The sequence below is a fragment of the Shewanella sp. SR1 genome, from assembly GCF_020447145.1.
Taxonomy (GTDB): Bacteria; Pseudomonadota; Gammaproteobacteria; order Enterobacterales; family Shewanellaceae; genus Shewanella; species Shewanella baltica.
This window is the reverse complement of record NZ_JAJAEF010000007.1, coordinates 1-26,624: the sequence shown is the minus strand read 5'-3', so window position 1 is coordinate 26,624 and position 26,624 is coordinate 1. Positions and strand designations below refer to the sequence as shown.

The window sequence follows — 26,624 nt, the reverse complement described above, 5'->3', positions numbered from 1 at the left end:
TAGGGGGGATTTGAAGACAAAATCAGTGCGCATTAATTCAATCGAGAACAAATAAAATTCTATAAAATCAAGTAACTATGCTGGTCGGCTTTTAGTTGATAGGTTTGGAAAACGCGCATGTGCGTTTTTCAAGATGGTGTATTTGACAGAACCCCCTGTGTCAGGATTGTTGTCACCCCTAAATAATCATTATGTTTAAAGACAGGGTGCGGCAAAAGAGAACGATATGGCTCGGTATTCACCAGAACGTAAAGAGGCGATCCTTAAAAAATTATTACCTCCTCACAACTTAACGGTCGCAGAGGTCGCTCGGGAAGAAGGCATCGCGGTGCAAACCTTGTATCATTGGCGAGATATTGCCAGAAAAGAAGGTCGCCCCGTGCCAGGTAAAACATTAACAGCCGATGATTGGTCGGCTGAAGCAAAACTTGCCGTGATTATTGAAACAGCGCCGCTGTCGGAAGCGGAGATAAACCAGTATTGCCGTGAAAAGGGCTTGTTCCGCGAGCAAGTACAGCAGTGGAAACAGGATTGTTTAGCTGGTTTTCAAACCTCAGAAGTACAAACTAAAACCATTAAACAGCAGGCTAAGGCTGACAAAGCCGAAATCAAATCGCTGCAACGGGAATTGCGCTATAAGGAGAAAGCGCTGGCTGAAGCTGCTGCGTTACTGGTGCTCAGAAAAAAGCTCAATGCGCTCTGGGGGGACGACAGCGAGGAGAGCTAACCCCCTTGCCTGAGCGCATAGCATTGATTGCCTTAATCCAAGAGGCGTATACCCAGGGTGCTCGCCTTTATAAGGCTTGTGCTGAAACGGGCCTCAGTAAGCGTACCTATCGACGTTGGTATCGAGAAGGTCAAGTGCAAGCTGATTTAAGGCCAACAGCAGCTCGACCAGAGCCAGCAAATAAACTCGAAGAACTGAGCGACAACAGATATTAAGTGTGTGCAATCAAGCGGAGTACGCCAGCTTACCCCCGTCGCAAATTGTGCCAACATTATTAGATAACGGGATTTATATCGCCTCGGAATCCAGCTTCTACAGAGTGTTAAATGCTCATGGTCAACTTAACCATCGTGGCCGCACTCAGGCTGCGGTCAATCGAAGCAAACCGTTGAGTTATCGGGCAGATGGGCCGAATCAAGTGTGGTCATGGGACATCACTTATTTAGCCTCAATCGTCAAAGGCCAGTTCTACTATTTGTACCTGTTTGAAGATATTTACAGTAGAAAAATAGTGGGTTACGAAGTTCATGAGCAAGAAAGTGGGGAATATGCCGCTGCGCTAATCCAACGCTGTCTGTTACGCGAGCAATGCTTTAACACGCCATTAGTGCTGCATTCTGATAATGGGGCGCCGATGAAGTCACTGACCATGAAAGCCAAGCTGGAAGAGCTTGGTATTACGGCATCATTAAGTCGGCCGCGGGTGAGTAATGACAACCCCTTTTCAGAGTCGTTATTTAAAACGTTGAAATACCGCCCACAGTGGCCGGCATCAGGTTTTTGCTGCTTAGCAACAGCAAGAGAATGGGTGGAAAAGTTTGTAACCTGGTACAACGATGAGCATAAACACAGCCAGCTAAATTTTGTCTCACCAGGGCAACGTCATGCACTGCAAGATGGCGCTATTTTAGCGAAGCGCAAGAAAGTGCTTGAGGCGGCGAAGGAAAGAAAACCGATGCGTTGGTCTACAGAGATCAGAAATTGTGAAGCGGTTGGCGCTGTAACACTCAACCCAGATAAGGCACCAGAAGAAGGCGTAATAAATGCAGCTTAATATTTAAACAAAGAGTGACAACTATCTTGAAAAACACCGAGAAAGCTGATAAGTTGTTTGCATACAGATAGTTAAGTGTGCGCATTTTCACTGGTACAACGAGGTAAACGCGCATGCGCGCTAATAAAATGTTTAAGCGATTTATGCCCTACAAACAGCGCAGCGCATAAATACTAAGACGTTAGCCATCAAAAGGAGTTCCAGTGGCATCTTTAGATTACGATTTCGAAAAAAACTATTTTAGAGAGTTTTATAGTGATAACTTGAAAACTCTTGATGATGCAAAGACTTCGTTCTGTGCATTGATAAATGCTTTGGTTTCACATTCTGGGGATATCGCAATTTCCAAAATAGAAGGCAGAGTCAAAGATAAAGAAGAATGCCTTGGAAAGTTTAATCTAAAGTATCGTAAAGAGCTTGAAGCGAATGAAACTGAATATGAAATTAAAGACCATATTTCAGATTTAATTGGCCTCAGAGTCGTTTGCTTATATGAGGATGACATCGAAAAAATTAAGGCGGTATTAGATCGGCATTTTTCAGTCATTGACGTGACAGATAAAATTTCTCTAATGGAGAAAACTGAAGATTCATTCGGTTATAAGGGGTTGCACTTAGACTTAAAACTAGGAGACGATCGCAGTGAGATGCCTGAATATAAAGCATTTGTGGGTTTTAACTTTGAAATTCAAATACGAACTATCGTTCAAGATTCATGGAGCGTTTTGGATCATAAAATCAAATACAAGAAAAAAATCCCAAATAAATTAAAAAGAAGAATAAATACATTGGCTGCATTATTTGAATTGGCTGATAGGGAATTCCTTGCAATAAGAAATGAGACTGAACTTGAAATACAAAAAGCCGAAGATGATGATACAGATGAAGCATTAGACTCTAACGTTGCAGGCCCAAAAAATTTAATATCATCTAATGGGAATGGATTATTAACTGCATTCGGACTTCTAAAAATAGCTAATCACTTCTTCTCTGGTTTTGATGCTGAAGCACATAAAGTTGATGGGTTTACAGATGAAATTGTTTCTTTGGAACCTGATATAACAAGAACTAAGTTGAATACCTACATGAAGGAAGGTATTGCAAAAGTAAAACGCTATAAAGCTGACTTTGAAGCCAATGGAAACTCAAAAGATACTTTAAATCCATATACCATGATAAGACACTGCTTGTACTATGGTAATAAAGATGTATTCAGTTCAGTTCTCACCAATGCTTCTAAAGAAACATTTGAAAAATGGCTTGGTGAAAATGATGGCTAACAAGAAAATCAACAGGACTTAAAAAAGTTTGTTGTTTTTCGTTCCTCAAGCATTTTAACAAACCATTTTAAGCCCGTTATTTTGGCGTTATGTGCCATTGTTGCCTAGTTTGATTGTCAATTAATAAGGTTTTTGAAGTGAATGGAATTAGACGATACATTGATAAGGAATATTTTTACCTTTTTTATGGTGTGGTTTTTTGTATAGCAATAATTATTTGGTTTCAATTTTTTGCATCTGACTGGCGGGAAATTGTCACTCAGGGGCAAGAAATTTCTGACATTATAGTAAACTTTTCTTTATCCTACTTGGCGGGTTGGATTGTTTATATGGTTTCTACTTTTATTCCCAAGATAAATACGCGTAAAAAGAGAAGAGAAACGCTAAGGCCATTACTAAAATAAATAGTCTATGATTTTAAATTTAATATCAGCAACTCATTACTTATTCCAAATCAAGTTGATAATAAGTTGTTGTATGATAAATATCATAATAAGCCATTAACTATTGATTAAAGACGGTTTCAACGCATTAAATAAATATATTGATGTCGAACGTAGTTCTGTAAGAATGAACATTCTAGGTATGAAGATGCAGCCTCATACTTATAAAGAACAGCTTGTGTGCCTTTGTTTAAACGATAAAGCTAAACATTTTAAATGTTAGACAAGTTTAATGTGTTGCTAGATGAAACAGCACTTGAGTTAATCAATAAAATTGAATACTCAGACTTCATAAAAATTTCAACTCAACAATACGAGCATTTTAATGATTATTGTTATACTGAAAGTTCATTTTTCGATCACTACAAGGCGGTGGTCGCTTTAGATTTATATATCGAAAATAAACTGTAGCTTAATGAAGTCGCACATAACAAAAACCTCTGGGGGGATCCCCTCATAATTGAGGTCTTCCAGCGTCATGAACTAAGTTTATATATTCGATTAATGCCCAGCGAAAAATTGTCTCCTTAACCGGATATTTGTCTCTTTTGCGTACTTCCTTTCCAAGTCTAACAATTGATAGCACAGCCTGCTTTCTCACTGTATTGGCTTGAAAATATCTTTGCCATCCAAGGTGTTGTGCCGCTAACCCAATACACCACAACACGATTTCAGCCAGCATAGAGATGAGCAGCAATACATCATATCGCTTTGGACAACGGCTGCGGCTTTGTCTAAGGCCCATGCCATATTGCGGACTTTTTAAATCGCGGAAGGTTTCTTCAATTTGCATTCGCTTAGCATATAAATCGACGACCTTTGAAGGGCCAAAGTAGTCCGGCGGTAGATTTGTTGCGAGTAGCCAAGGCTCTTTACTCCCTAAGCTGTAACTCTTTTGTGCGGTGTGATTTCGCCCAGCTTTAGAAGAATGTTTATCCTTACGCAGCTTAGGTTTAGCTTTAAACAAGTGCAGGTAACATTGTAGCGGAGACTTGCGCGCTAACTTGACGCTACCCATGTATTTCGCGGTTGAATTCGCTTTAGGATAGAGGGATTTATTTGACTGCCATGATGTTTGGCCGTTGAGCATAAAACTGACATCACCGCGAACTCTACCTAGCCAAAACCAGCCATGGCGCTCGACTTCCCTAAACCAAGTATTGCGATAACCTGCATCGGTGACGATGAGCGGGCAGCATCCTGGCGGCAATACGTTAGCAAGCTCAGCTAAGTAAGCGTTATGACTGCGTGGGGCATTGTAATCTTCAAACAGAAAAGTGCGTTCGTACAAAGTAATGGAGCGACCTTTAACACTGATTGATGCGCGTAAGGTCATCATTCGCAGTTGTTCGCGCACATCAGACCAATCCACAAGAATAATTGGCATCGGATTTGAGCCGCAGAGATACTGTGCATGCCATTGATAAATAGCGAACTTATCTTTGACAACATGTAGATTTCCGAGCAGTCGGTCAATACGCTTGATATTGTGTTTTGGTGCAACGTTACCCGTTATGTTCCGTCCTAACTGGGTTAACGAGAGTTGATTGCCATCGAGTAAAGACTCAGTAGCAACCATCAGAGAATTAAGGCGTTTTTGGTGTATTTGAGGGCATTGTTTTTTGAGTAAATCGTGTAATATGTCGATATCACGCATGATGTTGGATCTAGTAGGTTTTTGGCGAAATTGATTAGATCAAACAGCATCATGCGTGTCTACTTATTTGAATCCCATCGAATTTATCTGGGGATTCGCTAGCAAAAACCTAAAGCAGACGGCCAAAACTGTCACATTTTTTCGCAAAGAGACGCAAAAATTGCGCCAGCACGTCGCCGGTTAGCTTGGCGTTAATCCATAGAGATTTTAATCCGAAACTCACGAATTAGAGTTAGGAACCTAACTCACTTTTGCCCCAAAGTATGTTTGTAGCGAGTAAATTTAAAATTGTAGCAAAGGTTTGTTGACCAAACTTTTCTAATGATACAAAGTGATTATTGAATCAATATTGATTATTCATAGATTAGAGCGAACAACGATGTCAGAAAGCAATACTGTTATTAAGCTAAAAATCACCTGTGTTGCTGATGCTATCAACCTGGCCAAAACAGAAACATCACACAATCTTGATCATTGGTGGTTCCGTGGTCAGTCTAATTCTTGTCATAAATTGACTCCAAGTTTATTTCGCCCCGTAGATGGTAAGTTTTATGACGAGAATAAGCTCATTGACGAATTCTTACGAATGCATCCTGAAGCGAGAGAGAAGCATGTTGATACACTTGAACTGCTCACCTACGCACAGCATTATGGTTTGCCGACAAGACTTCTTGACTGGACTGAAAACGTTTTAGTTGCACTCTATTTTGCTTGCAGTAATGACAATAACAATGATGGTAAGTTGTTCTTTCTTCCCAATTACATTGAAGAATTAGACTTTTTTGACTATTACAATTCTAATTTTGGAACTAAATTTACAGAAGAATTAATTATTTACAGCGACCCTGATGATTTTGATTATTTTATGTTTTCATCCATACATAAAATAAATGAAAGGGGTACCAGTTTTATATTAGAGCAGTTATACATCGATGGTTATAAATTAGGGGAATATGTCGATAAAAAATCATCATCCCCTAAAGATAAATTTCCAATAGGACTGGATTTACGATTTGATTCCAAGGGTTTTAGTAATAATGATTTCATAAAACATGCTGGGTTTATGTATATTCCCAAACGCATCAATAAACGGCTAATAACACAACAAGGATGCTTTACATGCCACACTGGAAAGATTTTTCATGGCACGCAATACGTAAAGGTTAACGATAGTTTTGATGGGTATTCAAAATCATTCATAGTCCCTAAAGAGTGCAAAATCGATATACTTCGAGAACTTAGGTTGTGTGGAGTATACGAAGCTACATTATTTCCTGAGCTTGAATATCAAACAAAGTACATAAAAAGTTACTGTCTCTCCTGAAGTTAATATCTGGGTGGTAGTGAAAGTGATTAACTTATTCTTGCCCCAAAGCGTGTTAGCAAGCGTTTGGCGAATCGAAAACTTATGCACTATTTACTCTACAAATTTTTAGTATCCACTGTTTTTAATTCTTCGTCATATAGTGTTCGTAACTGGATAGGCATATAGTTGTATTTGAGAACGTTGGTTTTTGAGGCCGTTTGGTTACACATTCGTGCGTCACACCTCAGACGCATTGATTTAAGCCATTTAAAATAAGATTGTTAATGGTAGTGACGGTTGGGAGGTAGGTTTGAACAACGCGCATGCGTACTAATAAAATGTTATGCTTCGGAGGTAAGATGGTATGGGTATATTGAATATGGATTTTCGGTATCCAGGCATTGAGATCAAGGTCGAATTGATCGTACTACAAGCTTATCTTTCGCAGATAGAAAATGGCGTAAAATCTGTGTGTGAAAGCTATATCTCAGCGGAAATGAAAAAATATTCAGATTCGGATTGCCACGAGTATCAGCATGTATATCAAATTGCCGAAGACGAAATGCCAAGAATTATTAGGATTCCATTTATTGTTACCATCTACGCGATATTCGAAAATTCAGTTGCACGGCTTCTTGATTATGCGAAGATGAAAGAAGAAAAAGAGTTATCCCTGAAAGATATTAATGGAAAATCTCCAATATCAACTCAAAATAAGTATATGAAGCACGTTTTGGGTTATGAATATCAGTTTTCCAAAAAAATAATGGAAGATATAGGAGAAATCAATACAGTAAGGAATTATATAGCCCACTGCAATGGAAATATAGGATCTCTTAGTGAGGACAAAATCGAAAAACTAAAAAGTATTTCAGGCAAAGTAGTTGGACTCTCCATAGAGTCGGATGTTATTGATATATCTTATCAGTACCTAGAAAGTTCTATGCATACTATAGAATCCTCGTTGAGAGAGTTAATGAGCTATATGGAGTCTCGGTATGGATTTTACTAAAAGTATAACAATCAAACTAGTCTGACTGGCTTTTTGCGGCGTTACCCCATACAAATTTTAATCCCAAACTCATAAATTAGAGTTAGTAATCTAGCTCGTTTTTGTCCCAAAGCGTTTGTGTTGTAACATGTTGCTAGAGCATCATCAAATATGATCTATGGACTTAATTTGTGCACAAGTTTGATTCGGTATGAAAAGCGAACCCTTTCGGGTTCGCGAGTAAGTGGCTAACGCTTAACATTACGGCTGAATGTTAGCTTAAGCTTCGGCTTCAATAATCTGCTCAGCCCAGAATTGTTCGGCAGCGTCAAAATAGAGGCTCGGTGGTAACCCGAATATCTGTTGAAACTCCGCGGTAAACAACTCGCAAAAGGCAGAAATATCATCTTTATACATCAACAATAGCATCATCATTTCCAAGCCCATTAAATACTGAGTATCAAACTCAGCATGTTCCTCAAGAAGCGATTTACTGATGCTAATGCCTAAGTGTTGTCCTTTGATGTCGCGATGAAGATAGATATATCGAGTGAATTGTAAGGCTCTAGGATTATTATCATTTTCGTCAATGTCAGCGAGTAACAAGACGGTACTATGATCATCCCAAGGGCTTTTTGATTTTCGTTGATATACGCGAATAAACGGTGACTGACTCATTATTAACTCCTCGTTATTGTCCTTATCAATAACTAGAATTGGGCACCGGAAATTCTGTCGGTTCAGGGGTTAAGTTTAACGTTTTAAGTAAGAATCCCTTCTTAGCCTTTTGCTGGTAACTAATCTTCCCCTCAATCTGCTAGTTTGCATTTTTCAACAAACATGTACCTAGGGTACTAAGTAATTGCAATTTATAAACTCTACTTCTATAGTTGGTTTAATTTACTCTATATTTTGGTACTTATGGTGCAACTATGTCATCAAAAATAAACTGGCTTATTAATCATACGAGTCCTGGTGCGGTAGTGCTTCAGTCGTGGTTGACACAAAATGAGATCAGCTCATCTTTGGTGAGAAAATATGTGCAGAGTGGTTGGTTGTACAAGATAAGTGCGGGGGTTTACGTTCGTCCTGAGTCAACAGGCAAGTTACAGCCTCATTGGGTTGAAGCGCTCAAGGCTGTGAATGAGCAGCTAAAGCTTCCTGTTCACCTTGCGGGAGTCAGTAGCCTAACGCATCAAGGGCTTAGTCATTATCTTCAACTAAGCAGCGAGCAAGTTTGGGTTGGCTGTCAAAGTAAGCAGGCGTTGCCAAAGTGGTTCCGCGAATTGGAGGAGCAAAACTGGCTTTTCTATACCAGTAGCAAGCTGAGCCAAACGTTGGAAAAAGACTTTATAACTATAGGGGTGAACAATAGGGAAGTTAAGGCAAGTTGTGCGGAGCTTGCAGCCTATGAGGTCGTCAATGCCATTGGCAAACATATCAGTTTTGAGCATGCCGCGGAGCTGTTTCAAGGGTTAGTGAATCTCAGCCCACGTAAAATACAGTCAATACTGAATCGAAGTGAAGCCGTACAAGCTAATCGCGTATTTCTCTTTTTAGGCCACTACTATCAACACCAGTGGAGCAAAAGGCTAGATGAGCAGCAAATCACGCTAGGCGCGGGAAAGCGTCAGGTGGTGGCTCATGGCCGTTACGATGGACGCTATCAAATAACAGTGCCAGCATCGTTTATTAAGACAGAAGAAAATCGATATGAATAAGTCATCGATATACTACCAGCAAGTGACCTTGCTTATTCGGATGCTGCCGCTCGTCGCCCAAGAGAAGGTATTTGCCCTAAAGGGCGGTACGGCTATCAACCTATTTGTGCGCAACTTCCCACGCTTATCGGTCGATATCGATTTGGCTTATCTTCCTTTGGAGCCAAGGGAACAAGCGCTACAAAGTGTGAAGGAAGCGCTTGGTCGTTTGACTGCGCAGATCAATCTACAACCGAACCTTAGTGCAGTATTTCAAGACAATAAATATGATGAGCTCAGGGTTGTCGTGACAAGTGATAGAGTCACAATAAAAATTGAAGTCTCTCCTGTTGCTAGAGGTACGCTACACAAAGCGGTATTAATGCCAGTCGTTGAGTTAGTTGAAGAAGAATTTGGGTATGCAGAGATCCCCGTCGTAAGCCTGCCTGATCTATACGGTGGTAAGTTATGTGCAGCGATGGATAGGCAGCACCCAAGGGATCTTTTCGATGTGAAAATGCTGCTGGCGGAAGAGGGGATCACTCGAGAGATTTTAGTCGGCTTTCTCACTTATACACTTAGCCATCCAAGGCCCATTAATGAAGTGATGTCTCCACGCTGGAAACCGCTTGATGAAAGCTTTCAAACTGAATTCAATGGAATGACGACAAAGCCGATTAAACTCGATGAGCTGGTTTTAACTCGCTCAGAAATGCTAACAGCGTTGCAGCATCACTTTACTGTAAGAGACAGAGACTTTTTATTATCCTTTAAACAGGGTCAGCCTGATTGGTCATTGTTTGATGAACCGAGCGTTGCGGCACTACCTGCGGTGAGATGGAAGCTATTGAATATCCAAAACCTAGCGAAAAACAAATCCAAGCATCAAGAACAACTCATTAAACTGGCTGATGTATTGGAAACGTGGGTTGCAGGTCGGATACTGTAATGTACAGTGTATTGCTGATTTTATCTGATAGTTCGCTGTTTGTGGGCGTTGGCTGCTTAGATGTGAGCTAAGGCTTTAAGCAAAAAAAGCGAACCGTGAGGTTCGCTAGTAGGTGATTATTGAGGCGCGTTAGATTGTGCTTCAATAATCTGCTTTTCCCAATATTGTTCCGCGGCTTCAAAGTAGACTGTCGGGTGATACCCTAAGACATACTCAAACTCTGCGGCAAATAATTGGCAAAAATTTGTTATATCATCAACATACATGAGTAATAGCTGCATCATTTCTAAGTTGTTTAAAAACTGAGAGCTAAACTCAGGATGCTCCTCAAAAATAGATTGGCTAATACTCACACCTAGAACATAACCATCTATATTTAAGTGAAGATAAATGTAGCGTGTAAACTGCAGCTCTATTGAGGTTTGGTCGTTCAGTTTAATATCTGCAAGTAACACGACTTTGCAGTGTTCATTCCAAGGACTCAATGTTTTAAGCTGATTTACATGAATAAAAGTTGAGTGTTCCATTTGTTACTCCTATTGGTTTGGCCTTTCAACTTTTACTTAGGTCTGTGCCATGGAAATTAGCCCTGTTTGCATAAATTGCTCAGCAAATGAAATTGCGAGTTCAATCTGAACGACGGACATTTTTTCACGCACTAAGCGTTGTTTAAGCATGTGCAGGAGTATTTCTTGCTCAACGTTGTCCTCGTAAGAAAAGGTGTTGATATCAGGCATCTCTTTTTTAATTACATAGGTCATCAATTCGAAGACCATCAGCAGATTGTGGGCTTGTTGTTCAAACGCAGTCGATTGCATCATCGTGGTTTCTCGCTTTGCAGGAAAGTATGTCCTGAATAACTAGAAACATGGTGTGATAAATTGTCGTATTTGGGGATTCAATGGTTCAGTTTTGTGCAAAACATCTGTGTGAATTTAAAATTTTTTTCTGAGTGTTAAGAAGATCCCGAGTGGGATCTCTTTGGGAACTTTTTGGGATCCAAACAGGTTCTTATAGACCCTCACAGACCCTCCGAAAGCCACATAAATGGCGCTAATACGGTACTTTAGAGGGTTCGACTCCCTCTCTCACCGCCAAATTCAAGTTTGAAGACGTCCTAGGGCGTCTTTTTTCTTATCTGTATTTTATAAAAATCAATAACTTACCATCCTATATTGTTTAATGCCATCCTACAGCATCCGAAATCTTTAGTAATGCCAAAAGTAATGCCAAGGAAATTTGGCAAATTTATGCATTACTTTTCACTTCAAAAAATACCCATTTTTTATGTCGTTTTTTTACTTGATTTTCTCGATTTTATAGCCCAGATTTAACTTGGCAATATCCTGATTTATCTTAATTTATTCAGTAATAAGTAATGCTTGATTTTAGAGTTAGAAATAATGCCAAAATCAAGCATTACTTTGGGGCTTAATTTGAGGGGGTAGAACGGTATGGGAAGGACTACAAATAAGCTGACTGTAAAAGCGGTGCTCAATGCTAAAGCGGAAGCAAAGCCCTATAGATTGTCAGATGGTGGCAATCTATATCTCTATGTGCGTACAGCAGGGAAAACATGGGAATTTCGATACATACGCCCCTCCACCAGCAAACCCACCTATTTTGGTTTAGGCTCATATCCTGACGTATCCTTAGCTGAGGCGCGAGATAAAGCGCTAGAAGCGCGAAAAAACTTGGCCGAAGGCATCGACCCTCAATTACTTAAAGTTGAAAACAAATTAAAAGCGGCAACAGAGAACGCTCAAACTCTTAAGCATATTGCGCAAATGTGGATGGACTCTAAGCAGGGAAGCATTAAGCCTAAAACCATCGAAGGCAATTGGCGTAAGCTTGAGCTGTATGCCTTCCCTAAACTGGGGAGTATTGCGATTAGCAGACTCACGGCTCCCATAGCCATTGCCGCGCTCAAGCCCCTAGAGCAGAAGGGGCACCTTGAAACGGTTAAACTTACCGCTCAGTTGCTGAATGAAATCATGAACTTTTCAGTTAACTCTGGTTACATTCATGCTAATCCGTTGTCAGGTATTCGAGAAGTTTTTAGAAAGAGCAAAGTAGAACATCTGAAAGCATTAAAACCAGCAGAGCTAGCTGAGTTGCTGCAGACTATTGCAAACGCCAATTTATTGTTAACGACCCGGTGTTTGATTGAATGGCAATTGCACACAATGACCAGGCCAAATGAAGCGGCCGGAGCCCGTTGGGAAGAAATCGATTTTGATGCCAAACTTTGGACTATTCCTGAATCGCGCATGAAAATGAATCGTGAGCATATTATCCCGCTTACAGAGCATACCCTCGCGATACTGGAAACTGTTAAGCCGATTGGTGAACACAGCCAATTCGTTTTTCCGTCTTCTAAAGATCCCAAAAAGCACACAGATCCTGAAACCATCAACAAAGCATTAGGGCGCATGGGATTAAAGGGAAGAACAACGGGTCATGGTTTACGCTCGCTGGCGAGTACTACCTTAAACGAACAAGGCTTTGATGGTGATGTCATTGAGGCCGCGTTAGCCCATGTTGATAAAAACCAAATCCGCAGTGCCTATAATCGCACTACCTATCTAGAGCGACGTACCAAGTTAATGGAGTGGTGGAGCAATCATATTGCCACTGCAGCAGTGGGCTCTTTGTCAGTAACTGGCTTAAGAGATCTGAAAGTGGTTTAGAGAGGATTTAGGTTAGGCCAACACTCCGGTCATCCTCGTGGCTTTACTGTGATTTTATCCTTATTTTATCTAAGCAAAAGATTTGTCTCAAATTTTAGAATGAAATGGGATTTTGGTGCTATTTCTGCTATTAGTAGTAAAAATAGCAGGTTAATGTGGAGTGGTAGCTTCAATGGGTCGAATTATAGAGTTATCGAAAATAAAGTTAAACACAGATTTTACCAGTGTTTTGGTTTATCTATTTGAACAAAATAAACCTGTTTTAATTGAAGTTCCCGCTAACATAAATGTCTGGGTTACCTACAAAGGTGATAAAAGTTTATTCAGAAGAAATTTGCGCACAACCCGTGGCTTAAATGCTCATACTAGGTTTAAGGGTAAACCTAATGTCGTTAAACCAGTATTTGATGCTCACTTAATTAAACATGCTTCATATGTTCAGTTGAAAAAAGAAGATTTAAATTTGCTTTTAAAACAAAGGCGATGCAGCGTAAGAAATCCTCTCGCTATCTTGTTTTTTGATTCAAATGGTGATATTGAAATTCTTGATGGAAAGGGATGTCAAACAGAATATTTACGCCAAAAACAAGGTTCGATGACTGAGTTTGATATGTTTATTGCTAGAAATTCTATTGAAGTAGAATTTGTTTTTTCAGCTAAATCAGTAAATGAATGGAAGGAAAATAATTGCATTGAAAATGAGTTTAAAGATTTAAAGGCATCTGTTGATTCAGTATATGTGTATGAAATGGATGTTGTTAAATTTATTGTCGAAGATGTAGATAAAAAAACATCTATAAGCGATATACCAATAGATAGTCCTTACTATATTGATGACATGTTACGTAAACAATCAGACCTTGACGAATTATCTATCTTAGGTTTCCGTTATTATTGGGGGAAAACAGCTAAGCTACCTAAAGCTAAAGGATTGGTAGAGTTGATTATGAATCAACTCGGTTATGCTCAAAAAAAGGCAGAAGCGGCGGCTTTTTTTCTCAACCCTAATCCTGATGGTCGATGCGGTAAAACTAAATCGATTGCAGATGGTTGCCAGTTTCCATACTTAACTCACTGCCTCGAGCATTTTTGGCATCATAAGCAGGCTTACGATAAAAATATAACATCTGAAATACAAAAGTTTTTAGAGGGATCAGAGGGAGAAGGCTTTTCGAGTGATAATGCTAAATATGCTGAATTAATTTTAAGACCGAGAGAATTTCTTAGGGCACCAAAAAACGCATATAATACAATTAATAATGCATTTTAGGTGAGCTAGGGGGACCGTTTTTACCCCGTTTATTCATGCTTGATAACCATCTAATCTCAGGGTTGTAGACGTTTATTCACAACTCTGAGGACGATTATGAACACAACTCTCACAAGCAATTCCATTATTAGACTGAAGACCTTGGTTCAGCTTACAGGGCTTTCGCGTTCAACTATCTACGATAAACTCAATCCCAAATCCCCCAGGTTTGATCCACTTTTTCCTCGAAAAGTTTGCCTTGGCGCTCGTGCCGTTGGCTGGTACATGCAAGAAGTCGAACAGTGGCTACAAGGTAGAAGATTTTACTGACCTTAAGAGTGATTAACTTATTAAATAAAGGTGGATTATGAATAGTTATTATTACCAGAAATTATTTCCAATCTCCTACGGTTATGTTCCAAATCTAACCGTCGCTCCTAAGATGGAGAAAGCGTTTGAAGAAGTAAGAGCATTGCTGCAAGCACCCGATGGTATGATCTTGGCTTGTCAGTTAACGTCGATGGCAACTGCCATGCAAGGGGTGTTCAATGTTGAAATACCTACTCGGAAAATCGCTCCCGTATCACTCATGGTAATGACCATAGCACAATCGGGTGAACGTAAATCGACCGTTGATAACTTGTTCATGGGAGAGATTAAAAGTATTGAAAAAGAACAAGAGGCTGTTTATCAGCAAATTTTAAAAGAGTACAACATTCAGATGGATATACATAAGGCAAAAAAAGCAAAATTAAAAAAGACTATTACGCTGGATAATGCTGAAAATGAAGAGACGACCCAGCAATTGGTAGCATTATCTGAACAAGAACCTACAAAACCTCGAGCCCCTAGAGTGATATATGAGGATACCACCAGTGAAGCGTTACTTGATGGTTTAAAAAATGATCTGCCTAATGTTTTTTTCGGCTCCAGTGAAGGAGATCTAATATTTAAAAGTAGGGTTATGAGCAACGCTGCTAATTTTAACCCGATGTGGAGTGGTGATGATATGACGGTAAATCGAAAAACCTCACCATCATTTAAATTAAACGATATTCGACTATCGATGCATATCATGGTGCAACCAGATACGTTACAGAACTTTTTGAATAAGTCTAACGTTAATGTCCGTGATAATGGATTTCTATCTCGGATGTTGATCTGCGAGCCACTTTCTACCTGTGGTTTTCGCCAAGCTAATGGTCATCGGCATTCCCGTGAGGGTATCGAAGAGTTTAATTGCAGGATTAGACAACTACTCGAGCAGTCTTTGGGATTAGTTGATTATTGGCATCGGAAAAAGGTGGTTTTTTCTTCGGCAGCTGAAAAAATCTGGTGGAATATTTATAATGACATCGAAACTAAAATGGCTCCCGGGGGCATGTATGCATGTGCAAGAGACCATGCATCCAAGTTATCAGAGAACATTGCCAGAGTTGCCGCCTTGATCCATTGTTTTGAACATCCAGACGATTTTGAAATATCTTCACAATCTTTGTGGTTAGCCGTTGAGTTGTTAAGTTATTTCTCAAGAGATTTTATGCGAGTCTTTTGCCCTCCGCCTAAATATGTACTGGATTCACAGGAGCTGATCGCATGGTTTCAGCCATTTACCGCTTCGGGAATAAGATATATAAGAAAGAATTATATTTTACAATATGGTCCAAACTGTATTCGTAAAAAAGCCGACTTACAATCTGCATTAGATTATTTAAAGCAAAGCAACCCAATGGCTGAAGTTTTTATAGGTAAGACTAGAGTAATGGACTTATTTTGCAATCAAGAACCTGACAATGCTCAACTAGCTGAAAATCTGGCGCGCTATTTATGAGTGTTACTTTTTAATCGACATAAGTGCTTAACGTTTATGGTTTGTTTCTCAAGATTTATTTTTTCTCATAGTATGCATATTAATTCAGAGTGGTGATAAATATTTTTGCAGTGAACTTTATTATCTAAATTTAAAATATCGCTTGAGTTTGGTTGGTTCTCGGTAGTTTTAATTTAGGGTTTTAATAGTATTATATCTGTGTTTTATATGTTTCTTGCTTAATGTTTTTAATTTGGTTGCCTGGTGTATTACTTGGTTGTTTTGTATTCATCAAAATTAGTGTGTTAATTTTGAGTGGTTAACTACACCCTTTAAATAATGATGGGAGAGTGAGTTATGGATAGTATTATCAATAGGAATTTAACGGTGCTAACAACACCTCGATATGATGGATTGCAAACACTTTATTTTAAGAATGGTGCTATTGAAGAATATCTGAATAAAATTTCAAAGGTTATAAATGGCGTGGTTATGGAGTATTCAAAGGTGTTTGCGATAAGAGTTGATCTACGATTTCCTGATACGTTTGAATCGAGTGATACAGCAGTGATCACCCGTTTCTTCGAATCATTAAAAGCCCAGTTAAAAGCGGATTATCAGGCGAAACTACGAAACACAACTGACGGTCAGGTTCATGCTAGTGAGTTATTTTACATTTGGGTTAAAGAGATGAGTGGAAGGGATAAGTGTCATTACCATGTCTGTTTGTTCTTCAATGGCCATGCGTATAAAAGTTTAGGGAAATTTGAATTGGGTCGGGCTAATATGTATAACAGAATACACAAAGCTTGGGCGAGTGCACTAAGGTTAGATATCTTCAATGCTCAAGGGTTGATCCATTTCCCAGAAAATGCTCAATATTTACTGTGTCGTAACCAAGCTGATTTCATTTACATTTACCAAGACTTGTTTAAAAGATTAAGTTATTTTGCTAAAACTGACACGAAAATTTATGGGAATGGCAATCACAACTTTGGTTGTAGTCGTATCTCGGGTCGGTTACAAAGTTGGTGATTAACTTACTTAGCACGATTGCTGCGAGTACAAATAGGGAAGTAAAGGGCAAGGGGTTCAAATCCCTTGCTTTTGTGTTTATAGAGAGTAGCAGTATATTCATAATCGCTCATCCATGCGAAGACCTCTTTGCTGATGCATCTCTCAATAGACGGCTTCTTTTTGGTGGCGGATACACAACACGGTCAATCGTTCGCTGCCATCATACTGGTACATTGCCAGATAACCGGTGTCACCAAAGTCGATAAGCAGTTCCCTAAAACAATAGTCATTGCCATAGATAGGACGACCACTTTCGGAATTACAATAAACTAGCTAACGAAGACGGTCACTTGTTGTGAATTTTTTGACATGCCTTGATATGAAGCCTGCTAAAATAATAGATAGTTTAAACGAAACAACCGATAGAGGCAGGGAGCAAAGCAATGACGATAAACTATCGAGCTATTCATACTCGCAGTCCATGGCGAAAAGCACGACATTCATCGGTAGAAATGGCTATTAAAGGCCCTGATGGAGCCTTAAACTTGTTGAGAATAAAAGGGCGTGTCGGAAAAAAATGGGATGATTATGGTTCTGTGTCATGCGTCTTTGTGTGGGAATCTGGTGAAGATTCGGGGTATGCATTTAGGCTGAAAGCTACGTCAACGACAGATGTTGAAGGTGTGATAATTCCAATAGATAAATTGTTGGCCCATGAACAAACGAGTAGCTGTAGTCAGGTAGATATTGATAGGTATTTTTCGAGTCCAGAATTTACAAAATTTATGTGACGTTACTTATATGTTATTTAGTTAGCAAAGGAGTGTATATGGATAACAGTAAACTAATCAAAATATCTAACGAAAGTGCTGCAAAGGCTTTTATACGAGGAGAGTTTAGACGGCTTAGGGAGCTTTTTAATTCGGTGAATGATAAGCATAATTTAGCGTTTGAAAGAAAAAATAAAACATTGAAAAATTTTTATCAACTACAACTTGATATCAATCGAGAATCTTTGTCTGAGTTATTGATTGAACATAAAACTTTTAACAAGGGAAAAACCGCAGAGCTAACAGAATATATATATGTTGGCGCCACGGCTATTGACATAGAAGGTTATAAATATACAAAAGATGAACATTTTTATCCACTTTGCTCCCACATAGTGGATAAAAAACGGCCTATGCGAAATGATGGATATTGTATCAGAGCATTAGTGTATATATCTGAGCATGCAATGGCAAGAATGATTACTCGTAATAGTAAACAGAGCATTAAAGTCGTTGTTGATACGGTAGCAGGTATATTTAATGAGAATACAATTAGAATGATTTACTCAGATGCCGATGTGAAATTTGAAGATTTTGTTGTGGTTACAAGAAATTGCTATATACCTTTTGTTCGTCAAGAAAACTCAGGCATTCCAATAATGAAAACATGGGTACCGGAGGAACATTGGGATGATAAAAATTACATGAAATTATCGAATTTAGCACATTCATTGACTGCAGGTGAAATTAGGTTTTTTGAGACTAGTGTATTTAACTCGGAAGTCTATCTATCTCCTAATTGATAGTGGAGTGAGCTGCAGATATATTATGGCGATTATTTTAGTATTGGACAGGCCTTTTTTATCATCAGTGATACAGTCTAAATTTAAAAGGTAAAGCGGTCAGTTAATTCATCGAGCGTCAGGCTTAAATACGAAGAGCTAAAGGTCAGCGTTCTAAATCAGCTAACGCAGTGGCTGTGAAGACTATTTGTGGCAGGTAGGGGCAGCCTTTTCATTTTCACTTCCCCAGGACTCCAGCCAACTCACCACTTCGTCACCGGTGACATGCAAGCCTGATGTCTGGTGTTCTTCCCATGCGCGTAACGCTTCTTGCTGCAGTGCCTCGCGTTTCTCTTCTCTCTCAACGTATTCACGGATCGCTTCACGCATCATCCAGTGTGATGAACGTTTACGAGTTTCGGCTAAATGCTCGACTCTGGCTTTAATATCGGCATCTAATTTAACCGACACGGGTTTGATTGTGCTCATCTGTTACTCCATAGGTAATGCTTAGTACTACTAGGTAATACCTTAGCATAACGTGGTACAAAAAAATAATGATTACACGGTTTACTCGTCAGCTCGAGCAACGCCATAAAGCTCAAGGATGATAGAACATAGTTTGTATCGCTTAACTGGGCATAAATGGTGCTTCAGTATAAGGCTAATCTTTAGCGTTAACGCACTGAGCGTAATCGCAATAGGAGTGAAAACGATAGCGGCAAGTGATGCCGCTTCGTTTAGAGGGGTTGGCTAATGGGTGACTGAGTACTCTCAATATTGCAGGTGAAGCATCATGACCTTAACCAATGCCATGCATCGGCTATCAGCTCAGCACCGGCTTTTACGCCATTGATGCCCACTTCTGCTGTCGTCAGCACGGTGTTTAAGCCGGTTTCTACACTGCCCGTGACGAGCTTGATCCCTGCATCAGTTATTTCTCCTTGACGTAAGCAAGCATAACTTTCACCTAGAGTTTGGCTGGTGCCTTTTAGTAGGCATTCGGCAGGTTTAGCGACAAGATCTCCAGGTGTCCCTAGTAGTGTGTTGACGTTGTCGGGTAGCCCTAGGTATTCACCGGTCATTTTGATGGCGGTAGAGGCTAACACGACGTTTGCGACAGTCCCCGTGGCAAGCTTTGACGCGCTCCTCCCCAGTAAGCCTGCTCTGGCGGAGCCTTGCAGCGCAATGTGGGTGAGATTACTGACTTGATTGGAGGTGCTACTTCCCGCTAAGCATTCATTGACGAAGTGCTCGCAATTATTGGTAGCAACGCCGTATGGGCTGTGACCCAGTTGACTGCGCGCTAGCTCAATGGCCTGATGGGGAAACAGCGTGGACTTTTTCACTCTGATACTGTGGCCACCAGCAAATTGCTGCAGATCGATTTCTTCGATGATGCCCTGCTTAGATAAGTGAATCACATTGCCATGGCCAACATAGAGGCCATGGTGTTCGGTTAAGCCAAGCGGATCGATATTGGTGACCAGATGATCACCTGGATGAAATTTATACATGGTATGTACTCCAAGAAAAACAACGCAGATACCCCTAGGTCGCATCTGCTAATAGGGTTGAATAGGGCGTGCTGATTGACCTCAGATTTCCAGCTCGACAAAGTCTTTATCGATTTGCTGCTGAGTGATGCCGATATAACGCAGGGTGACCGCTTCCGATTGATGCCGCAGCATGCGCATCACCCGGCCAATGTCTTTGCAGGCTTGATACAGGTGATACCCCCGGGTTTTACGCATCGAATGGGTGCCCAGGGCTAACTTGATATCGTCACCGACAAAGGCAAACGCTTTGGCGACTGCACGCCGTGTCAGCGGTTTGGCGGGGGCCTGCCGGTCTTTGGCTTGGCTCGAGCGGTGGGATTGAAATAGGTAAATATGCTCGGGATGACGCTGGTGGATCTCCTCAATCAACGCCAGTGTCTTCGGGTTGAGTTTGATGCTGGCGCGTTTACCGGTCTTTTGCTCAATGATATTTAAGCGGTCGCCGTCGATATCGCTGAACTTGATGGCCAGTAAGTCAGAGATACGCAGTGCCAGGTTAAGGCCGATATTCCAGACATCGGCCATCTGCTCACCAAAGTGACGTTCGAGCAGGTAACTGATAAGCTTGATGGTGTCGCGGTTCTTGACCGCTTCGACTTCGTTCATGCTTGGTTCCCTCAATTAGCTATGTGATGATTGTGGGCACCAGCATATTGCAAACCCGCATCGGGCCTGCGTTGCTTGGTTCCCAAAATACCTTTGTGGGCACCACGTTCAGTCGGCGTTGACCTGAACCTGGTACACCGCCATCTCGATGTAGTTGCAGAAGTTCTCCAGTAGCAGCCGTACCAAGTTGTCGGCGTGTTCCAGGTAACAGCGACCAAAGAAGCTGTTGTAAACCTGCTTCTCTTGAAACAATACTTCCATTTCTTTCTCAAGCTCAGGGAAGGGCCCGCCGCAGTAAGCAAAGTCGGTGAAGTAATTGAGATACCAGCAATCCCCCTGGCGGTAGAGGTTGATCTCCACTGGGTGATAACCACCTCTATCCGCACTGTAGTCGGGATCGCGGTAGTTAAAGGTGACGATGTTGAGGTTGGGCTTATTAAGTGCGGCCAGTTGCCGTTCTAACAATTCATAAAATTGCTCTGGCAGTGGCAGGATGGTTTCGCGGTAGATGTTCATGGTGGACTCCAAAACAAAAAGCCCGCTAACGACGGGCGTTGCGGGCGGGGTAGGTTGTTGTTAACGACAGGGGCTTGTCGTAATGATTTAGGTTACAAGGGCGCGGGTGTGATGTGCTTGGCCCGTTGATTGCGATAGAGCAGAAACAGGTAGATAGGCTTAGGATGCTCGCGTGAAATGACGGCGAGGCGGGTTAATCCAAGCTCACTTCTACTTGATAGACTTCCATCTGGTAGTAACTGACAAAGTTATCGCTGAACAACTTAATCAGCCCCTGTGATTCCCGCTCAGTAATCCAGCCACTAAATAGGCTATAGACCTGCTTGCTGTTAAAGCAGATATCGATGTCTTTAACCAGTTCAGGGAAGGGATGACCGCGAAAAGCAAAGTCGGTGACGTAGACTAAACGCCAATGATCTTGCTGTTTCTCAAGCCGCACTTCGACGGGATGAAAGCCGCCAGCTTCGGCGCTGTAACCAGGATCGCGAAAATTAAGGGTGATGGCGTTGGCGTCTTTTGGTGTGACTTCAGTCAGTTCCTTTTCAATCACTTGGTAAAAACGATCAGGCATCGCTGGCAGTTGATTACGCTTGATAGTTAATGTCATGGAATATTCCTTATTTAAAAACGGGCATACGCAAAAGCCAAGGCGCAGTCACGCCTTGGCTTTTGCTGTCTATGCGGTTTGGTTAATAAAACGGGTGTTGGCCAAGCGGCTTTGTGCAAGTAGGTAAAGCGTTACTTGCTTGGGGTCTAAGCTGGGGTTTAGGAAAGGTGTTTGATTGGTGCAGGCTTGCTAGATCGAACGGTTTATCGAGTCAGGGCTTGGTTGCTGGTGGTTAGTGGTTTAGCTTCGGTTTGATAAATCGCAATATACAAATAGCCGTGGCTGCCTAAGGTGTCAGCCTCACAGGTAAAGCCAACGTGCTCAATGGTGACGCAGTGCTGCTCAGTGGCATCAATATCGCCGGTGGCCACCAGCCGTTCAAGCTGTTTAACCATGGCGGGAAAGGCCTCGATAAATTGTTGTTTAATTGCTGGTGGAAATTCACCGACAAAGCTTGAACGGTCATTGAGATAATCCAAGTGCAGACCACGTAAAATCAGCCTTGCACCAAAGCGGGGAGATACTTTACGGGGCAAGCCCCAGGCGTGCTCAATATCGAAAAGTTTTAGCGTTGTCATAGTGACCTCAATGGTTGAAAAGAACTTTAGGGAGTAGGGTTCGTTAGCTGACTAGCGAGAGCAGTGATAAATACCAGTGCTAATAAGAGCGGTTAATACAGCCGACTAGTGGAGTGGGTGATAAGAGCGGTTAATACAGCCGACTAGTGGAGTGGGTGATGACAGGTAACGTTCTTTAGGTGTGTACGCTCCAATTCGGTTGCTCGTTGCTGCCATGGTTGAAGTACACACCGTTGATCACACGCTGCCATTCACCTGTTGGCACACCATAACTATCACAGGGGCAAACATAGCGGCAAAAGCTGATCTCCCTGGGCAAGTGCTCAACCACATCACGGTGAAAAACAAATAATACGGTTTTATGTAGCTCGCGGTGTGGTGCAACGACTGGCTTGCCAATCACTTGGCCCATGGCATTTAGCGGGCGTACAAACATCGGCAAAATTAGCTCAACCGCTAAGCGGTTACGCAGTTCAGGAAAAGCGGCGCAGGCTTCGGCGACACAGGCCTGCGAAAAACTGTCGGTAAATTCAATCATGATGGACTCCTTGATTTGGCGTGGCAGGTTTAAACATTGGCTAAAGTAAGCCTCGTTCAGCAAAGGACACCGGTGTACGACCAACCACAATATGGTCAAGCACGCGCACATCGATAAGTACTAATGCATCGGTTAACCGTTTGGTGATGTGCTTATCTGCAGCCGAAGGTTCAGATTCACCGGATGGGTGGTTGTGGGCAAAGATCACCGCTGCGGCATTGATGGCCAATACCGCCTTAACCACCTCCCGTGGATAGACACTGGCAGCATCTAAAGTGCCAAAGAACAGCTCTTTAAACTCCAGTAATTGATGCTGATTATCGAGCAGCATCACCGCAAACACCTCCCGCTCATAACCGCCGAGTTTGTAAGTTAAAAAATCCTTAGTGGCTTGAGGGTTGGTATAGGCGTCCTTCTTCACATAGCGCTCGGCAATGATATTGGCGGCAGAGGCGAGGACCTCATCGGCAGTTTGCGGCCACGGGTTGATTGGCTGGTCTATCGAGTTGTTAGGTTCAGTTTTGGTGGGTATCGCTTTTGTTGACATATCAGGCTCCTTGAAAGCATTAATGGGCTTATGCACAGGAGTGATATATATCTGAAAAGATTTGGAAAAAGTGCAATAGATAAAAAAAATATGAATTGGTCAATGTCATGAGGCTATATCAAAGAAGCTTTGAATAAGGCGGGTTTAGATTTTACATAGAAAAATTTTAATACCAGAAAGAACATAAGTTACCGATAGAGTTTTAAGCTAACCAACTTATCCTTATTGTTAATTTTTTCTCTATTGATTCAAACTTCATAAAAAATATTATTCATTACACTTGAACTGTACATTGTTGGTGTATAAATTTAAGTGAAGTTTATATGGAGGTACAGGATGCAAGAAAAATATGGCATCAGCGATCTGGCGAGATTGCTCGACTTTCCAGTTAGAACGATCAGGTTTTATCTGCAAAAGGGGCTGATTAAAGGGCCTCATGGTGCTGGTCGTGGAGCCTGGTACGACACAGAACATGTTGAGCAATTGCTTAAAATTAAACGTTGGCAAAGTGCGGGGCTGTCTTTAGAGCGAATTCAAGAGTTACTGAATTATGCAAATGAACCTGAGTTGCCTGATATTCAACCAAAAGCTGGGGACATGCGTGTAATCAGTCATTTACATCTGGGCCAAGGGCTGACGCTAATGATTGACCCAATTGCGGCAGGTGTGAGTAGTGAGCAGTTAAGGATGTTAGTACCTGCAATGATAAGTAGCTATCAGCAGGTTATGCAGTGCTCTTTGCCTAAAAATAATGGTGGGGTGGAAAATGAACAACAATGTGATGAATAACATAGCGCTAGGTAGTTCTGAAGGGTTTGGGTTTGATCATGACATTGTTTTAAAGCACAGTTTAGTTAATGCGCAACTGAATGGTGCTATCAGTGAAGTCGAATTGGTTCACGAATTTGTAAATCGTGAAACTTGCCCTATTGAAGCCATATTCTCATTTACGTTACCACTAGATGCGGTCATTTTAGGGTTATCCATGGCGATTGGTGAACGTCAGTTCACAGGTGAAGTGATGCTAAAAGCTATTGGAACTGATAAATACGAAGGCGCCATAGCAGAAGGTGACAGTGCTGTATTACTGGAGCGGTGGAATGATGGGTTATATTGTCTCAATGTTGGTAATTTGCTACCTAATGATGACGTTACCATTTCTATTCAATATGCCCAAGTCCTGAACTGGCAAGAGCGTAAACTGCGGTTTTATTTTCCGTGTACAATTGGTGACCGCTACGGACATCAGCGATCAGCAAATTTACAAGATTATCAACAGATTGAGCATACACTAGATAATGGTGCACGCTTAACATTTAATCTGACGATTAACGGTGAATTATCTTCCTCATTAGTCACCAGTCCAAGTCATTCATTAACGGTAAAACGAGAAGAGAGTTCTTTAATCTTATCAGGGGATAGGGTTATTCCTGATAGGGACATCATAATTACACTAGAAGCATTACCTTCATTTACTGGCGAAATTCTAGTTGAAAAGAGTGCTTTTGGGTTGCAGTACTGCGCCAACTTGCTATTACCATCATTAGATAACCACCATGAGTCAGCTCAGTGCTTCCAGTTTATTGTTGACCGTTCAGGTTCAATGTGTGGAGATGCTATTGAGCAGGTGCGTAAGGCCTTCGTCGCAATTAAAACACTTCTCAAGCCATCAGACTGGTTCAACATCATCTCCTTTGGGTCTCAAGCACAAAGTTTGTTTCCATCCCCTGTTCCTGCCGATAGTGAGCATCTTGCAAAACTTCATGCATACATCAACCAGCTAGAGGCCAACATGGGGGGAACTGAAATTGCAGCAGCATTAAACTTGGCTCGCAAAACAGGACGGCATGCAGAATTTGCGACGCAAATGTTGCTGATCACTGATGGTGAAGTGTGGGATACCGCGGCAATAATCGCGGATGCAATAAAAGCAAATATACGATTATTCAGTGTGGGCGTGGGTTCTGCAGTAAACGAAGCTTTTCTGAATAAATTGTCACGCAGTACTGGCGCTTCAGCCATCTATGTATCGCCAAACGAGTCGATGGCAGATGCGACTGTGGGACAATTTAAACGATGCCGTCAGCCAGAGATAACAGATCTTAAAATACATTGGCCGATACCAATTAATGAGCAAGTTGATAAACAGTTACTGTTTAAGGGTGATGGTTATCAATGCTATGCCACATCTGAGACCGAAATATCACCAAAAACCTACGTGAATATTGAAATTATGCAGCAAAAACAGGTAATCCCGGTAAGACAGTTTCGAGGGATTGGTCCTGGAACACTGTCACGTCTGGCAGCTTACCAAAGATTGTCGAGCAGCAAGGATCCTGAGGAAATTACCGTTAAGTATAGTTTGCTTTGTGAGCAAACCTGCTGTGTGTTGGTCGCCGTGCGGGACCAAAAAGCTGACGGTTTACCAGAGTTGCGAACTATAAGGCACACTCGTGCAGCCGGTGAAGCGGGGTTTGGTTCGGTAGGGGCTGGGGTTGTATCTCTTTGTTTTGCCGCGCCAGTGTATAGCAGTTCAGTGCTTGATTGCCTTGATATGCCAGCATTTTTACGCAAACAGGACTTAACGTTTGTAGATGATATTGCTGAACCAGTTGATAGAGATATGACTGCAATCGCCAGTTGGCTAAGCATTTTCAACAAAGCGGCGTCCAATGGTTCGTTGGAATTGAGTTTTACTTGTATTAAATCATTAGGCATTGATTTGCAGAAAATCTTGATGATTGATATGAATTTTTATCCTGACATACCGGAAAAACTTCTAGTGTTTGAAATCCTACTAGCATTTCTTGAAGTATCTAATGCTGGAAGAACTGGTCGAAAGTTAAGGCATTGGTTACCGCAACAACATGTTATTGATCAAGTTGATCCCGATATTGCGATAGATATTCGCGCTAATCTAGCCTTGCATCTCACTGGTAGTGCGTGTGTAGTGGCACACTAATTTTGGCCACCTAAATAGAGGTGATATTATTGCCTCGTAGATGACTTTAGGTGAATACATGAGAGCAACAACCAGAAAAACATTTAGTGCTGAATTCAAACTTGAAGCAGCCCAATTAGTCCTCGATAAAAACCATAGCATCATCGAAGCTGCAAAGGCGATGAACGTAGGTAAGTCCACTATGGATAAATGGGTGAGACAGTTAAAACTAGAACGCCAGGGTGGCACACCAAAAGCATCTCCGATTACCCCTGAACAAATTGAAATCCGTGAGCTGAAGAAGCAA

At 41.3% G+C, this 26,624-nt stretch carries 28 protein-coding genes and 1 pseudogene; 17 read left to right on the top strand and 12 right to left on the bottom strand.

What is annotated here, in order from left to right; genetic code table 11:
- The first annotated feature begins 226 nt into the window (after positions 1–226).
- The 3 genes and pseudogenes from KV201_RS08320 (at position 227) to KV201_RS08310 (ending at position 3,465) form a co-directional block, all read left to right on the top strand.
- A pseudogene (locus tag KV201_RS08320) lies at positions 227–1,781 on the top strand (IS3-like element ISSpu6 family transposase).
- A 203-nt stretch (positions 1,782–1,984) separates the two neighbouring features.
- Positions 1,985–3,061: a (p)ppGpp synthetase gene (locus KV201_RS08315; RefSeq protein ID WP_226059043.1), complete on the top strand. Its 1,077-nt coding sequence runs from the start codon at positions 1,985–1,987 to the stop codon at positions 3,059–3,061.
- 137 nt (positions 3,062–3,198) lie between these two features.
- Positions 3,199–3,465, top strand: a complete 267-nt coding sequence (locus tag KV201_RS08310; RefSeq protein WP_220778088.1) for a hypothetical protein — start codon at positions 3,199–3,201, stop codon at positions 3,463–3,465.
- A 493-nt stretch (positions 3,466–3,958) separates the two neighbouring features.
- Here the strand turns inward: KV201_RS08310 and KV201_RS08305 are convergent, their stop codons facing one another.
- Positions 3,959–5,161: an IS4 family transposase gene (locus KV201_RS08305; RefSeq protein WP_226059042.1), complete on the bottom strand. Its 1,203-nt coding sequence runs from the start codon at positions 5,159–5,161 to the stop codon at positions 3,959–3,961.
- A 331-nt stretch (positions 5,162–5,492) separates the two neighbouring features.
- On the opposite strand from KV201_RS08305, the gene KV201_RS08300 reads away from it, so the two are divergent.
- A complete protein-coding gene (locus tag KV201_RS08300) occupies positions 5,493–6,485 on the top strand; it encodes an FRG domain-containing protein (RefSeq protein WP_226059041.1) in 993 nt (330 codons plus the stop codon).
- A gap of 346 nt (positions 6,486–6,831) precedes the next feature.
- Positions 6,832–7,479: a hypothetical protein gene (locus tag KV201_RS08295; RefSeq protein WP_226059040.1), complete on the top strand. Its 648-nt coding sequence runs from the start codon at positions 6,832–6,834 to the stop codon at positions 7,477–7,479.
- Positions 7,480–7,737: 258 nt separating this feature from the next.
- Here KV201_RS08295 and KV201_RS08290 read toward each other — a convergent pair whose 3' ends face one another.
- Positions 7,738–8,136 (bottom strand): hypothetical protein, encoded by a 399-nt coding sequence (locus KV201_RS08290; protein WP_220778071.1) that lies wholly within the window; start codon positions 8,134–8,136, stop codon positions 7,738–7,740.
- A 254-nt stretch (positions 8,137–8,390) separates the two neighbouring features.
- Between KV201_RS08290 and KV201_RS08285 the strand changes: the two genes are divergently transcribed.
- Positions 8,391–9,179, top strand: coding sequence for a type IV toxin-antitoxin system AbiEi family antitoxin (locus KV201_RS08285; RefSeq protein WP_226059039.1), 789 nt, complete (start codon positions 8,391–8,393; stop codon positions 9,177–9,179).
- The gene (locus tag KV201_RS08280; protein WP_226059038.1) at positions 9,172–10,107 is read left to right on the top strand and encodes a nucleotidyl transferase AbiEii/AbiGii toxin family protein; all 936 of its coding nucleotides are present in this window, start codon (positions 9,172–9,174) and stop codon (positions 10,105–10,107) included. The genes KV201_RS08285 and KV201_RS08280 overlap by 8 nt, the downstream gene beginning before the upstream one ends.
- A 116-nt stretch (positions 10,108–10,223) precedes the next feature.
- Here the strand turns inward: KV201_RS08280 and KV201_RS08275 are convergent, their stop codons facing one another.
- Positions 10,224–10,634: a hypothetical protein gene (locus tag KV201_RS08275; protein WP_220778116.1), complete on the bottom strand. Its 411-nt coding sequence runs from the start codon at positions 10,632–10,634 to the stop codon at positions 10,224–10,226.
- A 36-nt stretch (positions 10,635–10,670) separates the two neighbouring features.
- Positions 10,671–10,928: a hypothetical protein gene (locus tag KV201_RS08270; RefSeq protein WP_226059037.1), complete on the bottom strand. Its 258-nt coding sequence runs from the start codon at positions 10,926–10,928 to the stop codon at positions 10,671–10,673.
- Between the two features lie 633 nt (positions 10,929–11,561).
- On the opposite strand from KV201_RS08270, the gene KV201_RS08265 reads away from it, so the two are divergent.
- The 7 genes from KV201_RS08265 (at position 11,562) to KV201_RS08235 (ending at position 18,446) form a co-directional block, all read left to right on the top strand.
- Positions 11,562–12,797 (top strand): tyrosine-type recombinase/integrase, encoded by a 1,236-nt coding sequence (locus KV201_RS08265; RefSeq protein WP_226059036.1) that lies wholly within the window; start codon positions 11,562–11,564, stop codon positions 12,795–12,797.
- 172 nt (positions 12,798–12,969) lie between these two features.
- On the top strand, positions 12,970–14,067 hold the full coding sequence (locus tag KV201_RS08260) for a cytoplasmic protein (protein ID WP_226059035.1): 1,098 nt from the start codon (positions 12,970–12,972) through the stop codon (positions 14,065–14,067).
- Positions 14,068–14,163: 96 nt separating this feature from the next.
- Complete coding sequence (locus tag KV201_RS08255) at positions 14,164–14,376, top strand: AlpA family transcriptional regulator (RefSeq protein WP_126492074.1); 213 nt, start codon at positions 14,164–14,166, stop codon at positions 14,374–14,376.
- 37 nt (positions 14,377–14,413) lie between these two features.
- Positions 14,414–15,877 carry a YfjI family protein gene (locus KV201_RS08250; RefSeq protein ID WP_226059034.1) on the top strand — a complete coding sequence of 488 codons (1,464 nt, stop codon included), beginning with the start codon at positions 14,414–14,416 and terminating at the stop codon, positions 15,875–15,877.
- Positions 15,878–16,213: 336 nt separating this feature from the next.
- Complete coding sequence (locus KV201_RS08245) at positions 16,214–16,891, top strand: inovirus Gp2 family protein (protein WP_226059033.1); 678 nt, start codon at positions 16,214–16,216, stop codon at positions 16,889–16,891.
- 425 nt (positions 16,892–17,316) lie between these two features.
- Positions 17,317–17,664 (top strand): hypothetical protein, encoded by a 348-nt coding sequence (locus KV201_RS08240; protein ID WP_226059032.1) that lies wholly within the window; start codon positions 17,317–17,319, stop codon positions 17,662–17,664.
- 38 nt (positions 17,665–17,702) lie between these two features.
- Positions 17,703–18,446 (top strand): hypothetical protein, encoded by a 744-nt coding sequence (locus tag KV201_RS08235; protein WP_226059031.1) that lies wholly within the window; start codon positions 17,703–17,705, stop codon positions 18,444–18,446.
- A 183-nt stretch (positions 18,447–18,629) separates the two neighbouring features.
- Here the strand turns inward: KV201_RS08235 and KV201_RS08230 are convergent, their stop codons facing one another.
- The 8 genes from KV201_RS08230 to radC all read right to left on the bottom strand — a co-directional run bounded on the left by KV201_RS08230 (position 18,630) and on the right by radC (position 23,376).
- Complete coding sequence (locus KV201_RS08230; RefSeq protein ID WP_011920070.1) at positions 18,630–18,914, bottom strand: CopG family ribbon-helix-helix protein; 285 nt, start codon at positions 18,912–18,914, stop codon at positions 18,630–18,632.
- Positions 18,915–19,219: 305 nt separating this feature from the next.
- Entirely contained in the window at positions 19,220–19,942 is a 723-nt protein-coding gene (locus KV201_RS08225) for a lecithin retinol acyltransferase family protein (protein ID WP_226059030.1), read from the bottom strand.
- An 81-nt stretch (positions 19,943–20,023) separates the two neighbouring features.
- On the bottom strand, positions 20,024–20,590 hold the full coding sequence (locus KV201_RS08220) for a site-specific integrase (RefSeq protein WP_107947286.1): 567 nt from the start codon (positions 20,588–20,590) through the stop codon (positions 20,024–20,026).
- Between the two features lie 108 nt (positions 20,591–20,698).
- Complete coding sequence (locus tag KV201_RS08215; protein WP_226059029.1) at positions 20,699–21,106, bottom strand: DUF2787 domain-containing protein; 408 nt, start codon at positions 21,104–21,106, stop codon at positions 20,699–20,701.
- A gap of 193 nt (positions 21,107–21,299) precedes the next feature.
- The gene (locus KV201_RS08210) at positions 21,300–21,713 is read right to left on the bottom strand and encodes a DUF2787 domain-containing protein (RefSeq protein WP_226059028.1); all 414 of its coding nucleotides are present in this window, start codon (positions 21,711–21,713) and stop codon (positions 21,300–21,302) included.
- A 203-nt stretch (positions 21,714–21,916) separates the two neighbouring features.
- Positions 21,917–22,291 (bottom strand): type IV toxin-antitoxin system YeeU family antitoxin, encoded by a 375-nt coding sequence (locus tag KV201_RS08205; RefSeq protein WP_226059027.1) that lies wholly within the window; start codon positions 22,289–22,291, stop codon positions 21,917–21,919.
- A 175-nt stretch (positions 22,292–22,466) separates the two neighbouring features.
- A complete protein-coding gene (locus KV201_RS08200; protein WP_226059026.1) occupies positions 22,467–22,829 on the bottom strand; it encodes a hypothetical protein in 363 nt (120 codons plus the stop codon).
- A gap of 40 nt (positions 22,830–22,869) precedes the next feature.
- Entirely contained in the window at positions 22,870–23,376 is a 507-nt protein-coding gene (radC, locus tag KV201_RS08195) for a DNA repair protein RadC (RefSeq protein WP_226059025.1), read from the bottom strand.
- Between the two features lie 336 nt (positions 23,377–23,712).
- On the opposite strand from radC, the gene KV201_RS08190 reads away from it, so the two are divergent.
- The 3 genes from KV201_RS08190 to KV201_RS08180 form a co-directional block, all read left to right on the top strand.
- The gene (locus KV201_RS08190) at positions 23,713–24,165 is read left to right on the top strand and encodes a MerR family transcriptional regulator (RefSeq protein ID WP_226059024.1); all 453 of its coding nucleotides are present in this window, start codon (positions 23,713–23,715) and stop codon (positions 24,163–24,165) included.
- Positions 24,143–26,338, top strand: a complete 2,196-nt coding sequence (locus KV201_RS08185) for a VIT domain-containing protein (protein WP_226059023.1) — start codon at positions 24,143–24,145, stop codon at positions 26,336–26,338. Before KV201_RS08190 ends, KV201_RS08185 begins: the two co-directional genes overlap by 23 nt.
- Before the next feature lie 58 nt (positions 26,339–26,396).
- Positions 26,397–26,624, top strand: a 228-nt coding sequence (locus KV201_RS08180) for a transposase (protein ID WP_226059022.1), incomplete at its 3' end; no start/stop codon positions are given.

Excerpts from the sequence above, each read along its gene's own strand:
- KV201_RS08305 (WP_226059042.1), bottom strand. The coding sequence starts at position 5,161 with ATGCGTGATATCGACATATTACACGATTTACTCAAAAAACAATGCCCT.
- KV201_RS08295 (WP_226059040.1), top strand. The coding sequence starts at position 6,832 with ATGGGTATATTGAATATGGATTTTCGGTATCCAGGCATTGAGATCAAG.
- KV201_RS08290 (WP_220778071.1), bottom strand. The coding sequence starts at position 8,136 with ATGAGTCAGTCACCGTTTATTCGCGTATATCAACGAAAATCAAAAAGC.
- KV201_RS08285 (WP_226059039.1), top strand. The coding sequence starts at position 8,391 with ATGTCATCAAAAATAAACTGGCTTATTAATCATACGAGTCCTGGTGCG.
- KV201_RS08280 (WP_226059038.1), top strand. The coding sequence starts at position 9,172 with ATGAATAAGTCATCGATATACTACCAGCAAGTGACCTTGCTTATTCGG.
- KV201_RS08275 (WP_220778116.1), bottom strand. The coding sequence starts at position 10,634 with ATGGAACACTCAACTTTTATTCATGTAAATCAGCTTAAAACATTGAGT.
- KV201_RS08270 (WP_226059037.1), bottom strand. The coding sequence starts at position 10,928 with ATGATGCAATCGACTGCGTTTGAACAACAAGCCCACAATCTGCTGATG.
- KV201_RS08265 (WP_226059036.1), top strand. The coding sequence starts at position 11,562 with ATGGGAAGGACTACAAATAAGCTGACTGTAAAAGCGGTGCTCAATGCT.
- KV201_RS08260 (WP_226059035.1), top strand. The coding sequence starts at position 12,970 with ATGGGTCGAATTATAGAGTTATCGAAAATAAAGTTAAACACAGATTTT.
- KV201_RS08255 (WP_126492074.1), top strand. The coding sequence starts at position 14,164 with ATGAACACAACTCTCACAAGCAATTCCATTATTAGACTGAAGACCTTG.
- KV201_RS08250 (WP_226059034.1), top strand. The coding sequence starts at position 14,414 with ATGAATAGTTATTATTACCAGAAATTATTTCCAATCTCCTACGGTTAT.
- KV201_RS08245 (WP_226059033.1), top strand. The coding sequence starts at position 16,214 with ATGGATAGTATTATCAATAGGAATTTAACGGTGCTAACAACACCTCGA.
- KV201_RS08240 (WP_226059032.1), top strand. The coding sequence starts at position 17,317 with ATGACGATAAACTATCGAGCTATTCATACTCGCAGTCCATGGCGAAAA.
- KV201_RS08235 (WP_226059031.1), top strand. The coding sequence starts at position 17,703 with ATGGATAACAGTAAACTAATCAAAATATCTAACGAAAGTGCTGCAAAG.
- KV201_RS08230 (WP_011920070.1), bottom strand. The coding sequence starts at position 18,914 with ATGAGCACAATCAAACCCGTGTCGGTTAAATTAGATGCCGATATTAAA.
- KV201_RS08225 (WP_226059030.1), bottom strand. The coding sequence starts at position 19,942 with ATGTATAAATTTCATCCAGGTGATCATCTGGTCACCAATATCGATCCG.
- KV201_RS08220 (WP_107947286.1), bottom strand. The coding sequence starts at position 20,590 with ATGAACGAAGTCGAAGCGGTCAAGAACCGCGACACCATCAAGCTTATC.
- KV201_RS08215 (WP_226059029.1), bottom strand. The coding sequence starts at position 21,106 with ATGAACATCTACCGCGAAACCATCCTGCCACTGCCAGAGCAATTTTAT.
- KV201_RS08210 (WP_226059028.1), bottom strand. The coding sequence starts at position 21,713 with ATGACATTAACTATCAAGCGTAATCAACTGCCAGCGATGCCTGATCGT.
- KV201_RS08205 (WP_226059027.1), bottom strand. The coding sequence starts at position 22,291 with ATGACAACGCTAAAACTTTTCGATATTGAGCACGCCTGGGGCTTGCCC.
- KV201_RS08200 (WP_226059026.1), bottom strand. The coding sequence starts at position 22,829 with ATGATTGAATTTACCGACAGTTTTTCGCAGGCCTGTGTCGCCGAAGCC.
- radC (WP_226059025.1), bottom strand. The coding sequence starts at position 23,376 with ATGTCAACAAAAGCGATACCCACCAAAACTGAACCTAACAACTCGATA.
- KV201_RS08190 (WP_226059024.1), top strand. The coding sequence starts at position 23,713 with ATGCAAGAAAAATATGGCATCAGCGATCTGGCGAGATTGCTCGACTTT.
- KV201_RS08185 (WP_226059023.1), top strand. The coding sequence starts at position 24,143 with ATGAACAACAATGTGATGAATAACATAGCGCTAGGTAGTTCTGAAGGG.